The organism is Polaromonas potterensis, from assembly GCF_033446725.1.
Taxonomy (GTDB): Bacteria; Pseudomonadota; Gammaproteobacteria; order Burkholderiales; family Burkholderiaceae_C; genus Polaromonas.
This window is the reverse complement of sequence record NZ_JAWQLX010000014.1, coordinates 14,293-32,003: the sequence shown is the minus strand read 5'-3', so window position 1 is coordinate 32,003 and position 17,711 is coordinate 14,293. Positions and strand designations below refer to the sequence as shown.

Here is a 17,711-nt window from a genome sequence, read left to right as displayed (position 1 = left end):
CAACATGCAACCAAGTTACCTGGTTCGTACTAAAGATGTGCCGGCTTATCAGCCGGCCAACCACCATCACACCAGCAATCAACGACTGATTGGCCCCGAGACCGTCGGGGCCCAGCAGATGGAGGTCTTGCTGGGAACGCTGCATAAAGGGGGTGGGGCTTTGCCCCATGCCCACCCTGGCATTGAACAAGCCTGCTACCTGCTGGAAGGCACAGCGCATGTCGAGGTGGCCGGCCAGTCGTTTGAGATGGCGCCAGGCGACACCTGTTTCTTCCCTGCCGACCAAATGCATGTCTTCACGGTCACCAGTGACAGCCCCGTGAAGCTGCTCGTGATCTACAGCCCACCCTACGGCGAATCGCCCGACAAAGTGATTCGCCCCGACAACGCCATTTCGAACGGAGCCTCACGATGAACTTTGCACGGACCCCTGATCAAGAACAAATCCGCGATGCCATTGAGCGTGTTTGTGCGCCATTCGATGCTGACTACTGGCTGCGCAAGGACCAGGAAGGCGGCTTCCCTGATGATTTTCACCGCGCGCTGGCGGATTCGGGCTGGCTGGGCATCGCCATGCCCGAGGCCTATGGCGGTGCAGGCCTGGGCATCAGTGAAGCGGCGCTCATGATGCACACGATTTCCGCGACCGGCGCAGGTTTGTCTGGCGCCTCTGCGGTGCACATGAATATTTTTGGCCTGCACCCCGTCGTGGTGTTCGGCACCGATGCGCAAAAGCAGCGCTGGTTGCCGCCGCTGATTGCGGGCACGGACCGGGCCTGCTTCGCGGTAACCGAACCCAATACCGGGCTGAACACCTTGAAGCTCAAGACGCGTGCGGTACGTGACGGCGATCACTATGTCGCGCATGGGCAGAAGGTCTGGATCAGCACGGCCCAAGTGGCCAACAAGATCTTGCTGCTGGCGCGCACCACACCTATCGAAGATTGCAAGGGCACCGAAGGTTTGAGCCTGTTTTACACCGATATGGATCGCAGCAAGGTTGAAGTCCGGGAAATTGAAAAACTGGGCCGCAAGTGCGTGGACTCCAACCAGGTCTTCATTGACGGTCTGCGTATTCCCGTGGAAGACCGTGTGGGAGAAGAAGGCAAAGGCTTCAGCTACATCCTGCACGGCCTGAACCCGGAGCGCATCCTGATCGCCAGCGAAGCCGTGGGTTTGGGGCGTGCGGCCTTAAAACGCGCAGCGGGTTATGCCAATGAGCGCGAAGTGTTTGGTCGCCCGATTGGTCAAAACCAAGGCATCCAGCACCCTCTGGCCAAATCCTGGATGGAGCTGGAAGCTGCTGACTTGATGGTCCAGAAGGCCGCGTGGCTGTATGACCAGCATTTGCCATGCGCCGCCGAGGCCAACAGCGCGAAGTATCTAGCCGCAGAAGCCTGTTACCACGCTTGCGAAAACGCCATCTTCACCCATGGTGGCATGGGTTACGCCAAGGAATACCACGTGGAGCGCTATCTGCGTGAGTCCTGGATTCCCCGCCTGGCCCCCGTGAGCCCTCAACTGATCCTGTGTTTTATCGCCGAAAAAGTACTGGGCTTGCCCAAGTCTTATTGAGCTGCGGGTGACAGAAGCGCATAGCCAGTCGCTACAAATTCAATAGCTACTTACGCCCAAACCTAAAGGGCTAGAGGCCTGTTTGGCGTATAAAACTCACAAACCCCGCTGATTCACCCGCCTGGCCAGCGCCTGCGCACTCTCCTTGCGCTCGCTGTACCGGTCCACCAGATAAGGCGACACGTCCCGCGTCAGCAAGGTGAACTTGAGCAGTTCTTCCATCACGTCCACCACGCGGTCGTAATAGCTTGATGCCTTCATGCGCCCGGCCTCGTCAAACTCCAGAAAAGCCTTGGCGACCGAGGACTGGTTGGGAATGGTCAACATGCGCATCCAGCGGCCCAGGACGCGCAACTGGTTGACGGCGTTGAAAGACTGCGAGCCGCCGCTGACCTGCATCAGCGCCAGGGTTTTGCCCTGGGTCGGCCGCACGGCGCCGTCGGCCAGCGGAATCCAGTCGATCTGCGACTTCATGATGCCGGTCAGGGACCCGTGACGCTCGGGCGAGGTCCAGACCATGCCTTCGGCCCACTGCGCCAGTTGCCGCAACTCCTGCACCTTGGGGTGGTTGTCGGGCGCGTCGTCGGGCAGCGGTAGGCCGCGCGGGTCAAAGGTACGGGTCTCGGCGCCCATGGCCTGCAGCAGCCGTGAGGCTTCTTCGCTGAGCAGCCGGCTGTAGGAACGTTCACGCACCGAGCCGTACAACAACAAGATACGTGGCGCATGCGCCGAAGGCCGGTCGGACTGCAGAGCGCTGACTGACGGCGGCGCAAGCAGCGCCGATTCAAGATTGGGAAGATCAGCGCCCAGCAACACGCTCGCCCTTGTCGTTGATCACCGGCTCGCCGTCTTCCTTGGTGAAAGCGCCCTGCTGCGGGCTGGGCAGAATGTCCAGCACCAACTCGGAAGGACGGCACAGGCGCGTGCCCAGCGGCGTCACCACCATCGGCCGGTTGATCAAGATGGGATGGGCCAGCATGGCGTCCAGCAAGGCCTCGTCGCTGAGCGCGGGCTGGTCCAGTTGCAGCTCTGTGTAGAGTTTTTCCTTGCTGCGTATCAGTTCGCGCACCGGGATGCCCATTTGTGCGATCAGCGCCTGCAAGGTCTCCCGGGTCGGCGGTGTCAGCAGGTATTCGATGACCTCGGGCTCGGCGCCGCTGTTGCGGATCAGGGCCAGCGTGTTGCGCGAGGTGCTGCAACGCGGGTTGTGATAAATCGTGATGCTGGACATGTGGCGGTACTCCTTGTGCCTGCCCCGCCTGTCGATCCAACAGGAAGTGGAAGGGATTGTTTTGATTCAATAATTCAATTATATTTGAATCATGAAATCAAAATCGCCAACCCCAGCCTTCGCACCGCGGGACGAAAGTGTTGCCGTCAAGGCCCTGGCGGCGCTGGCGCAAGCACAACGTCTGCGTACCTTCCGTGCGCTGGTGATGGCCGGGCCCGATGGGCTGACGCCGGGCAACATCGCCGAACAACTCGGTGTGGCGCCCAGCGCCTTGTCTTTCCACCTCAAGGAATTGGCGCATGCCGGCCTGGTCAGCAGCGAGCCACGCGGCCGCAACCTGATTTACCGCGCCAATTTTGCGCAGATGAATGCGCTGCTGGCTTATTTGACCGAGCATTGTTGTGAAGGCGGCAGCTGCGAAATCAGCCCCACAAACACCGCTTGCCTGAGCGCTTCATGAGCGCCGCCGCTGCGCGGCTGGCCGGTCACGCCCAACCTCACCCACTGCCACGCCAACTCCTGGCGGAGTTCGTCGGCACCGCCGCCCTGCTCTGCGCGGTTATTGGCTCCGGCATCATGGCCGAACGGCTGGCTGGCGGCAACCTGGCGCTGGCGCTGCTGGCCAATACCCTGGCCACGGTGTTTGCGCTCTACGTGCTGATTGAGGTGCTGGGCCCGGTCAGCGGCGCCCACTTCAACCCGCTGGTGACCCTGGTCATGTGGTCGAAAGGCCCTCCAGCCCAGACCGGGCGGACACAAACAGCTCTATTTTTCATAGCAGCCCAGGGCTTGGGTGCGGTGGCCGGGGCCTGGCTGGCGCATGCCATGTTTGACCTGGGGGTGCTGCAGTTCAGCCACCACCTGCGCGGCGGCTGGGGCCAGTGGCTGGCGGAAGCCGTGGCCACGGCCGGGCTGATCCTCGTGGTGTTGCGTGCGCCGCCGAGCAAAGCGGCCGCGCTGGTGGCCTGCTACATAGGCGCGGCCTACTGGTTCACTGCCAGCACCTCGTTTGCCAACCCGGCGGCGGTGTTGGGACGCATGTTGTCGGACAGTTTTGCCGGCATTGCGCCCGCCAGCGCACCAGGCTTTATGCTCGCCGAATTCATAGGCGCGTGGGCCGGTGTGTTGCTCAGCCGCGGGCTGGGCCAGACTGCGACCGACAAGACCTAGACCGTTAGCAACTGCGTGGCCGCCTGCTGCATGGCCTCCAGATAACGCGCCTTCATGTCTTCAGCGGCGGTGTAGCGCGGGTTCACCGTCACGCTCAGGGCCATGAGTTCGTTGTAACCCGCCATCCGGACAGGGATGGCAATGGCCACCAGGTCCATCTCTATCTCCTGGTTGACGATGGCAAAACCATCCTTGCGTATGTTTTTCAAAATGGTTCGCAAGGCCCGCTTGTCCGTCACGGTAAACGACGTCAGGGGCTGAAACTGCGTGGCGGCCAGGTAGATACTGAACTCCTTGGCCGGCATGTGGGCCAACAATACCCGTCCCAGTGAAGTGCAATGCGCGGGCAGGCGGCTGCCCATCCCCAGGGAGCGCTGCATCAGGCGCCGGCTCTGCGAACGCACTAGGTAGACCACATCCCCCTGGTTCAGAATCGCCAATGAACAATTGGTGTGAATTTTCTCGCTCAGCTGATCCAGCACGGGTTGTGCCCGCGTGATCAGGTCGGCCGACGAAAAATAGGCATGGCCCAGGCTGAGGACTTCGGCGTTCAGTGCATATTTCTTGCCCACGCCCCCCACCAAGCCCAACTTCCCCAGCGTGTAGACACAGCGCCGCACGACCGCGCGGTCCAGGCTCGTCTTGAGGGCGATCTCCGACAGAGAGGCCGGCGTCTTGCGCTCGGAGAACGCAAGCAACACCTGCATGCCTCTGGCAAGGGACAGCATGAAGTCTGGGTCGCCCTTGTGGGCGGCGGCAATGTGCTGGATTTCTTCGAACTGGGGCATGGCGAGGGGCAGTAGGTACTGAATTGGGCGATATTCGCACAAAAGTCGTGATCCGGGTGTCCCGGGCTGGACCGGCGTGGGGAGAATCAGATCGTCTATTACACGAGGAGACAGACATGAAACCGGTCCAACCATTCCACAGTGCCATCCGTCGTCAGGGCGTTCGCCTGGCCCTCGCTTGCGTCGCCGCAACGGCTTTGGGTTTACCCACCGTCAGCGCGGCACAGGACACCAAAGCTGATGCAAACTGGCCTGAAAAGCCCCTCACCTTTGTGCTGGGTTATCCGGCAGGTGGCATCAATGACGCGATTGCCAGAAAACTGGCGGTCGAGCTGGCGCTGGTTCTCAAAGTGCCCGTGATCGTGGACAACCGGGCCGGTGCCAACGGATCCATCGCCGCCAACATGGTCGCCAAGTCGCGTCCGGACGGCTACACGGTGATGTTTGGCGCGATCGGCCAGGTCAGCGTCAACCAGTTTCTGTTGCAAAAGATGCCCTATGCGCCGGGTGACCTGATCCCCGTGGCCAAGGTCGCCGATGGCGCCAATGTGTTGGTGGTCAACGCCCAGAAGGCACAGACTTATTCAAGCGTCGCCCGTCTGGTGGAAGAGGCCAAGAAGCGCCCGGGCCAGCTGAACTACGGCTCCTTCGGTCCGGGTTCCTCCTCGCATCTGTCGGCAGAACTGTTTGCCAAACAGGCCGGCATCAAGGTGGTCCATGTGCCTTACAAAGGCAGCGCGCCCGCCATGATGGACCTGCTGGGAGGTAACCTCGACTTCATGTTCGACAGCATCAACACGGCGCTGCCCCACATCAAGTCCGGAAAAGTTGTACCTCTGGGCGTGACCACGGCGGTTCGTTCGGCGGCTTTGCCGCAGGTTCCCACCTTTGTGGAAAGCGGTTTGCCGGAGTTCACGGTCGCGTCATGGTTCGGCATCCACCTGCCCAAGGCGACGCCGCCGGAAATCGTGCGCAAGCTCAATGCCGCCGTTCGTACCGTTCAGGCCAAGCCGGAATTTGTCGAATTCTTCAAGCAGCAAAACATCGACATCACGCCCAGCACACCCCAGCAATACCGCGACTTCATTGCGTCGGAAGATCGCCGCTGGGGAAGCCTGATCAACGAACTGGGCATCAAGGCAGACTGATCCGCGGTCGGCGCAGCAAGCGCCGTCACGCAGCAGACACTGTGCAAGCACCAGCCGCTTGCACAGGCCACGGAGGCGGGGCAGCCGCAGCGCCAACCAGGCCGCCCGCCCCTTCGCACCTTTGACGCCAGGGCCAGCCCTGCCGGGCGGCCTCTTGCCGGCCCATCCATTTTTCCAACCAGGACACCACAAGCCATGTTTAAAAACGTAGACAGGATTCTCGTTGCCGTCAACGACCTTGATGAGGCAGAAAACAACTACCGCAATGTGCTGGGCGCAACGGTGATCGGCGATTTTGAGAGCACACATCTCAACGCACGCATACGCCGCATGGCCCTCGGCGCGAGCGAAGTGGAGCTCTGCAAGCCACTGGGGACTGGGCAGGTGGAGACCCATCTGAGCCAGTTCGGCCAGGGGCTTTTCCGCGGTGGCGTGACCACCGGCGATCTCGCTAGCTGCCAGCGCGGGCTGACGGCGCAGGGCACCCGCCTCGTCCAGGCCGATGGCCGCCTCTACCCCGAGAGCGACGATCTTTATGGGCTGCCGCTCGTGGTTAGCGCTGCGCCCGCGCAAGCCCCCGTCCGGGGAGGCGGTCCGGTCGAGTTTCTGTATGAACTGACGATGGTCTTGCGCTCCGACTGGCACAAGGTAGCGGAGCACTACGCGACACGTCTGGGACTGCCGCGCGAACACATGGTGGACATCACCTTCCAGCGTTTTGGTTATGAGGGCACGCTCATGCTATTCGATCCGAAATGCCTGGATCGCATCGAACTGTCCGAAGCGCACGACCCGGCCTTTGCCATGGGGCGGTTCTCCGCCAAACGAGGCGACGCGCTCTACATGTGTTACGTGGAGACCGATGACCTGGCGGACGTGATTGCCCGGCTGGAGCGCCACCAGCACAAATGGACACGCAGAACCACCACACCCACGGAAAGGGATGGCCTCTGGATCCACCCCAGCGCCCTCAATGGCGTGCTGATGGGGGTTTCCCGCACGTCGCTGGCCTGGGGCTGGTCTGGCCAGCCAGGACGCGTGCAAGCCCTGGAGGAAGAAAAATCATGACATTGACTTACGACCAGCAATACATAGGCCGCACCTGGCGTACATCGCTGGCCACGGCCTTCGTCGATGTGCAAAACCCTAACACGGGCAAGCCCCTCGCCCGGGTGACGTGCGGACACACACAGGATGCGGCGCTGGCGGTGGATGCCGCCCATGACGCGTTTCCGGCCTGGTTTGACACCCCGTTGGAACAGCGCACCGACCTTCTCCGCAAGTTCGGCGCGGCACTGGCCCGCCGCAAGGACAGCCTGGCCCAGGCCATGGCGAGCGAGATCGGGACACCCCTGAAGATCGCGCACATCGTGCAGGTGGATGCACCGATTCGCAATATCCAGCACTTCATCCAGTCCATCGCTTCGCTGGCCTGGGAGCAGCAGGTCGGCAACTCCCTGATCGTGCGAGAGCCCTTCGGCGTGGTGGCCTGCATCACGCCCTGGAACTTCCCCCTGCACCAGATTGTGCTCAAGGTGGTCCCCGCCCTGCTGGCCGGCAACACGGTGGTGCTCAAGCCCAGCGAACTGACGCCGCTCACCACACAACTGATCAGCGAAGCGCTGGACGAATCGGACTTTCCGGCGGGTGTGGTCAACGTGGTCAACGGGCTGGGCGCCGAAGTCGGCGCCTTCCTGGCGGCCGCGGAGCGCGTCGACATGGTCAGCTTCACCGGCTCGACCGAAGCCGGCCGCGCCGTCTCCGCGCTGGCGGCGGCCACCGTCAAGAAGGTCACCACCGAATTGGGCGGCAAGTCCCCGGCGCTGGTCCTGCCCAGCGGCGATCTGGCGCGCGCCGTGAAAGCCACGCTGGGCTCCTGCATGCTCAACAACGGCCAGACCTGCAGTGCCCATACCCGCCTGCTGGTGCCCGAGGACCAGCAGGCGCAAGTGGATGAGCTCCTGAAGCTGGAGATGGCCAAATTGACTTTGGGCGAGAGCCTGGCTGACGGCACGCGGGTCGGACCACTCATCTCCCGCCAGCAGCAAGACCGCGTCAAGGCCTTGATCGCCGAAGGTATCGCGCAAGGCGCCCAAGCGATCCATGCGCCGGCTTCCGCCCCGGCCGACGGCTTTTTTGTCAGTCCGCAGGCTTTCTGGGTGGAGCCAGGCAATGTGCTGGCACGCAACGAGGTCTTCGGACCGGTGCTGAGTGTCATGACCTACCGCGATGTGGACGAGGCCGTGCGCATCGCCAACGACACGGTGTTCGGACTCGCCGCTGCGGTGTGGGGCGAGCCGCAAGAGGCCTTGCAGGTCGCGCGGCGCATCCGGGCCGGCCAGGTCGATATCAATGGCGCACGTTTCAATGCGCTCGCGCCTTTTGGCGGCTTCAAGCAAAGCGGCGTGGGCCGCGAGGGCGGCAGCGTCGGCCTCGATGAGTTTCTCGAATACAAGGCCATTCAACAGAATGCGCCGCAACAGGGTTGATCACATGAATCAAGCATTGGGAAATGTGCGCGTGCTGGACCTGACCCGCATCCTCGCGGGTCCGTGGTGTACCCAGACTCTGGCCGACATGGGCGCCGATGTCATCAAGATCGAACACCCCGCGCGCGGGGATGACACACGGCATTGGGGCCCGCCCTACTTCCGGACCACGGATGGCCGGGAGACCCGTGACGCGACCTACTTCGCCTCGGCCAACCGCAACAAGCGCTCCGTCGCCATCGACATCGCGAATCCGGAAGGTGCGGAGCTGGTGCGCAAGCTGGCGACCCAGTGTGATGTCTTCATCGAAAACTTCAAAGTGGGCGATCTGGCCCGCTACGGCCTCGATTACGAAAGCATCAAAAAGATCAACCCCGCCATCGTTTATTGCTCGATCACGGGTTATGGACAAACCGGCCCTTACGCTGACCGACCGGGCTACGACTTCGTCTTCCAGGCGGAAGGCGGGCTGATGAGCATCACCGGCGAGAAGGACGATTTGCCCGGCGGTGGACCGCAGAAAGTCGGCATTGCCGTGGCCGATCTGACCACCGGCCTGTATGCGTCGATTGCCGTTTTGTCGGCACTCAACCACCGCCATGTCACGGGCACCGGTCAGTACATCGATCTAGCCTTGCTCGACTGCGTGACGGCTTTGGCCTCCAACCAGGGAGCCTTCCACCTGGTCAACGACCTGGACCCGCGCCGCTGGGGCAATGCCCATCCGGCGCTGGTGCCTTACCAGGTCTTCGATACGGCCGATGGAAAAATCGTCGTGGCGGTCGGCAACGACTCGCAGTGGACGCGTTTTTGCCGGGCGCTGGGCGACCCCTCGCTGGAAGCCGCAACGGAGTTTCAGCTCACCTCCGGACGCATCCGGCAACGCGATGTGTTGCTGCCCCGCTTGCAGGCACTCGTCGCCCAACAAGCCACCAGCCACTGGCTGGCCGCCTTCTCGGAGTGGGACATCCCGCACGGGCGCATCAACAGCTACCGCGAAACGTTCGAACACCCCCAGATCATTCACCGGGAAATGGCAGTCAATGTCGGCAGTGAGAACGGCGAGGGGTATATGCGCGGCATTGCCAACCCCATCAAGTTCAGCGAAACACCGGTTCGTTATGAGCGCACGCCGGCGGCCCTGGGACGCCACACGACCGAGGTATTGACCGACATCCTGGGCCTGAGCCCGGAAATCGTCGCCGACTTCGCGCAGCGCGGGGTGGTCGGCAAAGAAACTCAACAACCCAAGGAGACCCCATGATTCGCAGCCACGTTGCCAACGGTGTGATGGAGATTTGCATTGATCGTCCCGACAAACGCAATGCACTCAGCCACGACATGTACCTCGAACTCGGGCGCTTGGTCGATGCAGCGGGCGCCGACGCCACGTGCGCGGCCGTGATTCTGTACGGCGCAGGCGGCCTCTTCACGGCCGGCGCGGACATTCAGGACTTCCAGACCAAGCGCGGCCACGAGGATGCGCCCGCCGTGGTTTTCCTGCGGGCACTCGCCCGGGCCAACGTCACCCTGATCGCGGCGGTCGAAAATTTCGCCATCGGTATTGGCGCCACCATGCTGCAGCATTTCGATTTTGTCTATGCCCCGGCGCAGACCCGCTTTCGCATGCCTTTTGTGGCCCTGGGCCTGTGCCCGGAAGGTGCCTCGACCTACCTGCTCGAAAAAATCGTGGGGGTGCGCAAGGCGCGGCAGTGGTTGCTGCAATGCAGGTACTTTGACGGCACCGAGGCGCGCGACGCCGGCTTCATCACCGAGCTGGTGGCCCCCGGCGAGGCGCTGAACGTGGCCCGCCAGACAGCGGCAGACCTGGCTCGTCTGCCGCGCAACTCCCTGCGCACGGCCAAACGGATGCTGAGGGAAACTTCGCAGGCGCAAGTCACACAGGCCTTCGATCTGGAGGTCCGGGCCTTTGCCGACCTGCTCAATACCGACGAGACCCAGCAGATCTTCAAAAAGTTCCTGGACAAAGCCCGCTGAGCCGCACGCCATGCCAATGACCGATACCACTATCGACGTTCGCTCCGTTGGCGCGGTGCGGGTGATCACCCTCAACCGGCCCGACAAGCGAAATGCGCTGAATGCCGCGATGGCGGAGCAACTCCATCAGGAATGGCGACGCTTCCAGCACTCGAGTGACCGAGTGGCCGTGTTGCGCGCCGAAGGCCCGGTGTTTACGGCGGGACTGGATATCCGTGATCCGCCGGCTCATTTCTGGCAGGCGGTGCCGGACCTGGCCTTCGCGCTGGGCAAACCGGTGATTGCGGCGGTCAACGGGCCGGTGATCGCGGCCGGCGTGTCGATGGTGGCTTTTTGTGATCTCTGCGTGGCTTCGCACACCAGCAGCTTTGTGTACCCGGAAGCCGGGCTGGGCATGGCGGCGGGCCTGATCTCGTCGCTGATACCGCGTATTCCGCACAAAGTGGCCATGGAACTGATGCTGATGGGCACCCCGTTGTCCGCGCAACGCGCCTATGAGGCTGGCTTTGTCAACCAAGTATGCGCACCGGGCGAGGAAACCGCCGCGGCCATGGCCATGGCACAGCGCCTGACGTCGGCAGCGCCGCTGGTGCTTCGTTTTCTCAAGCAAACCGCGCGCGAAGCCTTGGCGCGCGGCCCGGTCGAAGCCATGTATGCTACCCACTATGCGGCGCAACAGCTGGCACAAAGCGCAGATGCGGCAGAAGGCGCCTTGGCCATGAAGGAAAAACGCCCGCCCGTCTTTACGGGCGTGTAGGGCAGCAGCCCTTCAGGCCAGCCACTTCTGCAGAAACTGCGCCTGGCCCAGGGCCGGGTTCAACTGGTAGCCAGCGAAACCGACCCGGTCATACAGCCGGATCGTGCTGGCATGGCCCGGCAGCACCGCCATGGCCGCGCAGCTGCCGCGGTTGCTGTAGTAAACCCACGGTGTGCCAGCGGGGGGCTGTGTTCACGTGCTGCACGGGACCGGCAACGGCGTGTTGACGATTGCCCAAGACACTTTGCCTCTGGTTTTGCGTGATGCCTCCCACGCCGAAAAGTAAACTCGGCTCATCCCTTCAAGGCCTCCCGTGAAAACACTGCTGCTCTACCTCGCCACCGCGCTCGCTGAAATTGTCGGTTGTTACCTGCCCTACCTCTGGCTCAGCAAAGGGGCTTCGGCCTGGCTGCTGCTGCCGGCGGGCCTGAGCCTGGCGCTGTTTGCCTGGTTGTTGACCCTGCACGATGCGGCGGCCGGCCGGGTCTATGCCGCCTACGGCGGGGTGTATATCGCCGTGGCCCTGTCCTGGCTCTGGGCGGTGGACGGGGTGCGCCCCAGCGCCTGGGATGTGGCCGGGGTCGCTGTCAGCTTGGCGGGCATGGGCCTGATCGCTTTTCAGCCCAAGTAGCTCTTGGTTCAGGCCAGCCACTTCTGCAGAAACTGCGCCTGGCCCAGGGCAGGACTCAATTGGTAGCCGGCGAAACCCACGCGTTCATACAGCCGCATCGCGCTGGCATTGCCCTGCAACACTTCCAGCGTCAGCTTGCATGCGCCGCGGTTGCGCGCGATTTGCTCGACCAGGTCCAGCATCAACTCGCCGACACGTCGGCCGCGGTGGCTGGCCAACACGGCCAGGTCATGCACATTGACCAGCGGTCGGCAGGCAAAGGTGGAAAAACCTTCCAGACAATTGACCAGGCCCACCGGCTGCGTGCCGTCAAACGCCAGCACGCTGAAGGCTTGCGGGCGTGCGGCCAGCTCTTTCACCAGGTTGTTTTTGGCAAAGTCGCTGAGCGGCTGGTCGCCGCCGGCGGGGTCTTGCGCGTACGCGTCCAGCAGCAACACCAGCGCCTCGGCATGTGCGGCGTCGTGGTAGTCGGCCTGGCAGATGTGCAGGTCGGTCGAGATAGGTTCAGTCACGCCGTGTTCTTTCCATAAAAAGCAATGACCTGATTTTAGGGACGGGGTGGCCGCGCCAGAGGTTTTAGGCTGGTCTTATGCATCAAATCGGCCTCCAACCCAGGTAAAACGGGCGCAAGCAGCTATCAACAACATAGCAAAACCGCCCTTCGCGCGCCTCGCGCATGCCCCGGGCGCCCTCCTTTTTTCTTTACCTGACGTTTACCCGCGCTTGTCCCGCGCGCAAAATCGGCGCCAGGCCTTGCAGTGATAATTATTCTGCGCAGGTGAAGCAGTCCGGGCGGTGAATCAAGAGGGACGCCGCTGTCCTGCCGACCGTGCTGATCAGCGCTCCCAATCAAACAAAAAAATGCCGCGGCCCCCTGGCGCCGCGGCGGGCAACAAGGATAACGGATGGACCCGAAAGTCAACACACCGCAAACCGTCCCCGGTACCAGCCCCCGCAAGCGTCTAAGCCGCCGCGCCTCCATCGTGGGCGGCGTGCTGGCGCTGCTGGTCCTGGCCGGCACCGGCTGGCTGGCCTGGTACCTGACCCATCCTTCACCCGACGCAAGCAGCGCCGCCAACGGGCCCGGTGGCCCGCCGGCCGGCCGGCGCGGCGCCCCGGCCACCACGGTGGGGGTGGCCACGGCCGAGCAAAGCAGCATCCCGGTGGTGCTGGAGGCCCTGGGCACCGTCACGCCGCAAGCCACCGTCAGGGTGCGTCCCCAGGTGTCCGGCGTGATGGAAAAAGTGCTGTTCAAGGAAGGCCAGATGGTGCGTGCCGGTGACCTGCTGGCGACCATCGACCCGCGCCAGTTTGAAATGGCTTTGATGCAGGCCAGCGGCCAGCGCCAGCGGGATGAAGCACAACTCGACAGCGCCCGCGTGACCCTGCAGCGCTTCAAAACCCTGCTGACCCAGGACTCGATTGCGCGCCAGGATGTCGACACCCAGGCGGCCCTGGTCAAACAACTCGAAGGCACGGTGGTGATCGACAAGGCCGCCGAAGGCGCGGCCCGTTTGAACCTGGGCTACACCCGGGTGGTGGCGCCGGTCAGCGGGCGGGTCGGCTTGCGCACCGTGGACGTCGGCAACGTGGTCAGCAACAGCGATGTCAACGGCATTGCGCTGATCACGCAGGTCAGCCCGATGGATGTGGTGTTTTCCATTCCACAAGACCGGGCCGCGGAACTGCAGCAAAACGCCAGCGGCAACGTCGCCATGAAAGTTATCGCGCTGGACCGGACCCGCTCGGCCACGCTGGACACCGGCGTGTTTGCCTCGCTGGACAACCAGGTGGACATCACCACCGGCACGGTCAAGGCCAAAGCCCGTTTTGCCAACAGCCAGCTCACCCTGTTCCCCAGCCAGTTTGTCAACGTGCAGTTGCTGGTCAAGACCCTGGACAACGCGGTGGTGGTCCCGATCACCGCCCTGCGCAATGGCAGCACCGGCGACTATGTGTATGTGGTTAACAGCGCCGAACGCACCGTGTCCCTGCGGCCGGTCACGCGTGGCCAGGCCACGGTGGACAAGGTGGTGATCAGCACCGGTCTGAAGGTCGGAGAACGTGTCATCACCGAAGGCGCGGACCGACTCAAGGACGGCGCCCGTGTGGTGCTGCCGGGCGACCCGCCGGGCGGCGCAGGTTCTGGCGCCAGGCGCCAGCGTCCCGGCGCACCGGCGGGCGGCGCCTCCGCACCCGCCCCCGCGCGATCGGCCTCCGAGCCGGTAGCGGCAGCGGCCGGCCCCAGTGCTGCAGCGCCGCGTGTGCCGCCTGCGGAAAGCCGCGCACCCGCACCTGTGGCCAAAGGCGATGGCCCAAGCGCCGAACAACGGCAACGCATGCTGGAGCAGGTCAAGGACGATCCGGCCGCGCTGGAGCGCCGGCAGCGCTTTTTTGAACAGCTGGACCGCGGCGACCCCGCCGCGCAGGCGCGCTGGCGGGAGATGATGGAGAAACGCCGGCAGGGCGAACGGCCGGCGCAATGAGCGGCCGCCAGGAATCCCTCGCATGAGCCCCTCCCGTCCCTTTATCCTGCGCCCGGTCGCGACCTCGCTGCTGATGGTGGCCATCGTGCTGGCCGGCCTGGTCGGCTTCAAGTTCCTGCCGCTGTCGGCCCTGCCCCAGGTCGACTACCCGACGATCCAGGTGCAGACGCTGTACCCCGGCGCCAGCCCCGAGGTCATGGCGCAAACCGTGACCGCGCCGCTGGAACGCAACTTCGGCCAGATGTCCGGCTTGCAGCGCCTGAGTTCGACCAGTGCCGCCGGTGTATCCATCGTCACCCTGCAATTTGGCCTGGGCATCTCGCTCGACGTGGCCGAACAGGAAGTGCAAGCCGCCATCAACGCCGGCGGCTCGCTGTTGCCGGCCGACCTGCCAGCCCCGCCGGTATATGCCAAGGTCAACCCGGCCGATGCCCCGGTGCTGACCCTGGCCATCACCTCGGACACCTTGCCGCTGACGGAGGTGCAAAACATCGTCAACACCCGGCTGGCGCTCAAGATCAGCCAGGTCAGCGGCGTTGGTCTGGTGTCGCTCAGCGGCGGCCAGCGGCCGGCCGTGCGTATCCAGGCCGATACCCGGGCGCTGGCCTCCTATGGGCTGGCACTCGACTCGCTGCGCACCGCCATCAGCGCCGCCAATGCCAACAGCGCCAAAGGCAGCATCGACGGCCCGACCCGCGCCTACACCATCAACTCCAACGACCAGTTGCTGGCGGCCGCCGACTACAACAAGCTGATCGTGGCCTGGCGCAATGGCGCGGCCGTGCGTGTCTCGGACGTCGCACGTGTGGTGGACAGCGCCGAAAACATCAAACTCGGCGCCTGGAGCGGCCTGAAACCCGCCATCATCCTGAACGTGCAGCGTCAGCCCGGCGCCAATGTGATTGCCACCGTCGATGCGATCAAGGCCCGCCTGCCCGAATTGCAGGCCGGCCTGCCGACGGCGTTGAAGGTCGACGTGCTGAGTGACCGCACCACCGGCATACGGGCCTCGGTGTTGCATGTGGAAATCGAGCTGCTGCTGGCCGTGTTGCTGGTGGTGCTGGTGATTTTTGCCTTTCTGCACAGCCTGCGCGCCACCGTGATCGCCAGCCTGGCCGTGCCGATTTCACTGATAGGCACTTGCGGCGCGATGTACCTGCTGGGTTACAGCCTGAACAACCTGAGCCTGATGGCGCTGACCATCGCCACGGGTTTTGTCGTGGACGACGCGATTGTGATGATTGAAAACATCTCGCGTTACATCGAGGAAGGCGAGGAGCCGATGGCCGCCGCGCTCAAGGGCGCACAACAAATCGGCTTCACCATCATTTCACTGACCGTCTCGCTGATTGCCGTGCTGATCCCGCTGCTCTTCATGGGCGACGTGGTGGGGCGCTTGTTCCGCGAGTTTGCAGTCACGCTGGCCATCACCATCCTGATCTCCGCCGTGGTGTCGCTGACCTTGGTGCCCATGATGTCGGCACGCTGGCTCAAACATGTGCCCCAAGGCCAGGGCAGCAAGTTGGGCGCCCGGCTGCAGCATTTTTTTGACGACGTGATCAGGCATTACGACCGCTGGCTGACCTGGGTGCTCAAACACCAGGGCGCCACCTTGCTGGTGGCACTGGCCACCCTGCTGCTGACGGTGTTGCTGTATGTACTGATTCCCAAAGGCCTGTTCCCCACGCAGGACACCGGCCAGTTGCAGGCCCGGATTGAAACCGCGCAATCGGTGTCTTATGCACGCATGGCCGGGTTGCAACAAGCGGCGGCCAAAGCCATCCTGGAAGACCCGGATGTCGATACCCTGAGCTCCTTCATCGGGGTCGATGCCGCCAACAACACCATGTTGCATACCGGCCGCATGCTGATTAATCTGAAGAAAAACCGCATCGGCAGCCAGCAGGAAACCATGGACCGGCTCAAGGAAGGTGTCGGCAAAATCGCCGGTGTCACGCTTTACCTGCAGCCGACCCAGGACCTGACGATTGACGCTGAAACCGGGCCGACCCAGTTCCGCGTCTCGGTCGAAGGCGTGGACAACACCACCGTGGTCTTGTGGGCCAACAAACTCGCGCAGCGCATGAGCGAACTTGCCGATCTGCGTAACGTGGCCTCGGATGCCGGCTCCAGCGGCGCCTCGGCCTACATTACCGTGGACCGCGACACCGCCTCGCGGCTGGCCATCACCACTTCGTCGATCGACGATGCCTTGTACAGCGCCTTTGGCCAGCGCATTGTCTCGACGATTTTTACCGAGACCAACCAATACCGCGTGATTCTCGAGGCCATGCCCGACCAGCTGACCACGCCGGCCTCGCTGGGCAATCTGCAGCTGAAAACTGGCGCCGGTGGCACCACGCCGCTGTCGGCGATTGCCAGCATCAGCGAGCGGCCGGCACCCCTGCAAATCACCCATGTGGCCCAGTACCCGGCGACTACTCTGGGCTTTGACACGGCGCCCGGTGTCTCGCTGGGGAAAGCCGTCGACGAGATCAAACGCGCCGCCAAAGACATCGCCATGCCAGCCAGCGTCACCCTGACCTTTCTGGGCGCGGCCGGCGCTTACCAGAACTCGCTGTCCAACCAGCTCTGGCTGATCCTGGCGGCAGTGATCTGCGTTTACATCGTGCTGGGCGTGTTGTATGAAAGTTATATCCACCCGCTGACGATTCTCTCCACCCTGCCCTCGGCCGGCGTCGGTGCGCTGCTGGCCCTGATGATCAGCGGCTCCGACCTGGGGGTCATCGGCATCATAGGCATCATCCTGCTGATCGGCATCGTGAAAAAGAACGCCATCATGATGATCGACTTTGCGATCGACGCCGAACGTAACCAGGGCAAGTCGGCGCAGGAAGCCATCCACCAGGCCGCCCTGCTGCGCTTTCGGCCCATCTTGATGACCACGCTGGCGGCCCTGTTTGCAGCCGTGCCACTGATGCTGGGTTGGGGCGAAGGTGCTGAATTGCGACGCCCATTGGGCCTGTCCATTTTTGGTGGCCTGATTGTGAGCCAGGTGCTCACGCTGTTCACGACGCCGGTGATTTATCTGGCGTTTGACCGGATGGGGCAGCGCTTTAGGCGGAAGCGGGAGCTTGTTGCGTGACGCTTCCATCTTGTTTTGATTTTGTAGTTGCGCCTGTTGGCCGGGTCTCGCCCCGGCGGGCGACTTACTTTTCTTTGCTTCGCCAAAGAAACCTAAGGAAAAGAAAGGCGACCCGCAGTCGGGGTCCCTTCGCTGCGCTACGGGCAACCTGCGGTGCTCGAGCCGGTCGGGCTTTGGGGAACAACACAAACACCCAAAATAAATGCGGGGAGACAAGGACGCGCAAAGCGCGTCCTTGTCGGAGTCCAGTTTTTGTCCCCGGTTTCTCGTCTCCCACCCCTTCTGACTGCGCCGAGGAGCGGAGGTCTAGCCGGATCAGGGCGAGCGATTGT

At 63.2% G+C, this 17,711-nt stretch carries 17 protein-coding genes; 13 read left to right on the top strand and 4 right to left on the bottom strand.

Annotated elements, in window-relative coordinates:
- Window positions 1-4 precede the first annotated feature (4 nt).
- Window positions 5-415, top strand: coding sequence for a cupin domain-containing protein (locus tag R6254_RS20515; RefSeq protein ID WP_318409539.1), 411 nt, complete (start codon window positions 5-7; stop codon window positions 413-415).
- A complete protein-coding gene (locus tag R6254_RS20510; RefSeq protein ID WP_318409538.1) occupies window positions 412-1,575 on the top strand; it encodes an acyl-CoA dehydrogenase family protein in 1,164 nt (387 codons plus the stop codon). Before R6254_RS20515 ends, R6254_RS20510 begins: the two co-directional genes overlap by 4 nt.
- Window positions 1,576-1,671: 96 nt before the next feature.
- Here the strand turns inward: R6254_RS20510 and arsH are convergent, their stop codons facing one another.
- Both arsH and arsC read right to left on the bottom strand, forming a co-directional pair.
- Window positions 1,672-2,388: an arsenical resistance protein ArsH gene (gene arsH, locus R6254_RS20505; protein WP_318409611.1), complete on the bottom strand. Its 717-nt coding sequence runs from the start codon at window positions 2,386-2,388 to the stop codon at window positions 1,672-1,674.
- Window positions 2,375-2,806: an arsenate reductase (glutaredoxin) gene (gene arsC, locus R6254_RS20500; protein ID WP_318409537.1), complete on the bottom strand. Its 432-nt coding sequence runs from the start codon at window positions 2,804-2,806 to the stop codon at window positions 2,375-2,377. The genes arsH and arsC overlap by 14 nt, the downstream gene beginning before the upstream one ends.
- Before the next feature lie 91 nt (window positions 2,807-2,897).
- On the opposite strand from arsC, the gene R6254_RS20495 reads away from it, so the two are divergent.
- Both R6254_RS20495 and R6254_RS20490 read left to right on the top strand, forming a co-directional pair.
- Window positions 2,898-3,266 carry an ArsR/SmtB family transcription factor gene (locus tag R6254_RS20495; RefSeq protein WP_318409536.1) on the top strand — a complete coding sequence of 123 codons (369 nt, stop codon included), beginning with the start codon at window positions 2,898-2,900 and terminating at the stop codon, window positions 3,264-3,266.
- Window positions 3,263-3,976, top strand: coding sequence for an MIP/aquaporin family protein (locus R6254_RS20490; protein WP_318409535.1), 714 nt, complete (start codon window positions 3,263-3,265; stop codon window positions 3,974-3,976). Before R6254_RS20495 ends, R6254_RS20490 begins: the two co-directional genes overlap by 4 nt.
- Here the strand turns inward: R6254_RS20490 and R6254_RS20485 are convergent.
- A complete protein-coding gene (locus tag R6254_RS20485) occupies window positions 3,973-4,764 on the bottom strand; it encodes an IclR family transcriptional regulator domain-containing protein (protein ID WP_318409534.1) in 792 nt (263 codons plus the stop codon). The genes R6254_RS20490 and R6254_RS20485 overlap by 4 nt on opposite strands.
- Before the next feature lie 116 nt (window positions 4,765-4,880).
- Here R6254_RS20485 and R6254_RS20480 point away from each other — a divergent pair, with 116 nt between their 5' ends.
- From R6254_RS20480 to R6254_RS20450, 7 genes are all read left to right on the top strand, one after another.
- The gene (locus tag R6254_RS20480) at window positions 4,881-5,912 is read left to right on the top strand and encodes a Bug family tripartite tricarboxylate transporter substrate binding protein (protein WP_318409533.1); all 1,032 of its coding nucleotides are present in this window, start codon (window positions 4,881-4,883) and stop codon (window positions 5,910-5,912) included.
- Window positions 5,913-6,107: 195 nt separating this feature from the next.
- Window positions 6,108-6,980 (top strand): VOC family protein, encoded by an 873-nt coding sequence (locus R6254_RS20475; RefSeq protein WP_318409532.1) that lies wholly within the window; start codon window positions 6,108-6,110, stop codon window positions 6,978-6,980.
- On the top strand, window positions 6,977-8,401 hold the full coding sequence (locus tag R6254_RS20470; RefSeq protein ID WP_318409531.1) for an aldehyde dehydrogenase family protein: 1,425 nt from the start codon (window positions 6,977-6,979) through the stop codon (window positions 8,399-8,401). Before R6254_RS20475 ends, R6254_RS20470 begins: the two co-directional genes overlap by 4 nt.
- Before the next feature lie 4 nt (window positions 8,402-8,405).
- Window positions 8,406-9,665: a CaiB/BaiF CoA transferase family protein gene (locus R6254_RS20465; RefSeq protein WP_318409530.1), complete on the top strand. Its 1,260-nt coding sequence runs from the start codon at window positions 8,406-8,408 to the stop codon at window positions 9,663-9,665.
- On the top strand, window positions 9,662-10,399 hold the full coding sequence (locus R6254_RS20460) for an enoyl-CoA hydratase/isomerase family protein (RefSeq protein ID WP_318409529.1): 738 nt from the start codon (window positions 9,662-9,664) through the stop codon (window positions 10,397-10,399). Before R6254_RS20465 ends, R6254_RS20460 begins: the two co-directional genes overlap by 4 nt.
- Window positions 10,400-10,415: 16 nt before the next feature.
- A complete protein-coding gene (locus R6254_RS20455) occupies window positions 10,416-11,156 on the top strand; it encodes an enoyl-CoA hydratase/isomerase family protein (RefSeq protein WP_318409528.1) in 741 nt (246 codons plus the stop codon).
- A gap of 313 nt (window positions 11,157-11,469) precedes the next feature.
- Window positions 11,470-11,787: a YnfA family protein gene (locus R6254_RS20450; RefSeq protein WP_318409527.1), complete on the top strand. Its 318-nt coding sequence runs from the start codon at window positions 11,470-11,472 to the stop codon at window positions 11,785-11,787.
- Window positions 11,788-11,795: 8 nt separating this feature from the next.
- On the opposite strand, the gene R6254_RS20445 is transcribed toward R6254_RS20450, so the two are convergent.
- Window positions 11,796-12,299 (bottom strand): GNAT family N-acetyltransferase, encoded by a 504-nt coding sequence (locus tag R6254_RS20445; protein WP_318409526.1) that lies wholly within the window; start codon window positions 12,297-12,299, stop codon window positions 11,796-11,798.
- A gap of 393 nt (window positions 12,300-12,692) precedes the next feature.
- On the opposite strand from R6254_RS20445, the gene R6254_RS20440 reads away from it, so the two are divergent.
- Both R6254_RS20440 and R6254_RS20435 read left to right on the top strand, forming a co-directional pair.
- On the top strand, window positions 12,693-14,273 hold the full coding sequence (locus tag R6254_RS20440) for an efflux RND transporter periplasmic adaptor subunit (RefSeq protein ID WP_318409525.1): 1,581 nt from the start codon (window positions 12,693-12,695) through the stop codon (window positions 14,271-14,273).
- A gap of 22 nt (window positions 14,274-14,295) precedes the next feature.
- Entirely contained in the window at window positions 14,296-17,379 is a 3,084-nt protein-coding gene (locus tag R6254_RS20435; RefSeq protein WP_318409524.1) for an efflux RND transporter permease subunit, read from the top strand.
- The last annotated feature ends 332 nt before the right edge of the window (window positions 17,380-17,711 follow it).

Coding starts and splice junctions, on each gene's coding strand:
- R6254_RS20515 (WP_318409539.1), top strand. CDS start 5: ATGCAACCAAGTTACCTGGTTCGTACTAAAGATGTGCCGGCTTATCAG.
- R6254_RS20510 (WP_318409538.1), top strand. CDS start 412: ATGAACTTTGCACGGACCCCTGATCAAGAACAAATCCGCGATGCCATT.
- arsC (WP_318409537.1), bottom strand. CDS start 2,806: ATGTCCAGCATCACGATTTATCACAACCCGCGTTGCAGCACCTCGCGC.
- R6254_RS20495 (WP_318409536.1), top strand. CDS start 2,898: ATGAAATCAAAATCGCCAACCCCAGCCTTCGCACCGCGGGACGAAAGT.
- R6254_RS20490 (WP_318409535.1), top strand. CDS start 3,263: ATGAGCGCCGCCGCTGCGCGGCTGGCCGGTCACGCCCAACCTCACCCA.
- R6254_RS20485 (WP_318409534.1), bottom strand. CDS start 4,764: ATGCCCCAGTTCGAAGAAATCCAGCACATTGCCGCCGCCCACAAGGGC.
- R6254_RS20480 (WP_318409533.1), top strand. CDS start 4,881: ATGAAACCGGTCCAACCATTCCACAGTGCCATCCGTCGTCAGGGCGTT.
- R6254_RS20475 (WP_318409532.1), top strand. CDS start 6,108: ATGTTTAAAAACGTAGACAGGATTCTCGTTGCCGTCAACGACCTTGAT.
- R6254_RS20470 (WP_318409531.1), top strand. CDS start 6,977: ATGACATTGACTTACGACCAGCAATACATAGGCCGCACCTGGCGTACA.
- R6254_RS20465 (WP_318409530.1), top strand. CDS start 8,406: ATGAATCAAGCATTGGGAAATGTGCGCGTGCTGGACCTGACCCGCATC.
- R6254_RS20460 (WP_318409529.1), top strand. CDS start 9,662: ATGATTCGCAGCCACGTTGCCAACGGTGTGATGGAGATTTGCATTGAT.
- R6254_RS20455 (WP_318409528.1), top strand. CDS start 10,416: ATGACCGATACCACTATCGACGTTCGCTCCGTTGGCGCGGTGCGGGTG.
- R6254_RS20440 (WP_318409525.1), top strand. CDS start 12,693: ATGGACCCGAAAGTCAACACACCGCAAACCGTCCCCGGTACCAGCCCC.
- R6254_RS20435 (WP_318409524.1), top strand. CDS start 14,296: ATGAGCCCCTCCCGTCCCTTTATCCTGCGCCCGGTCGCGACCTCGCTG.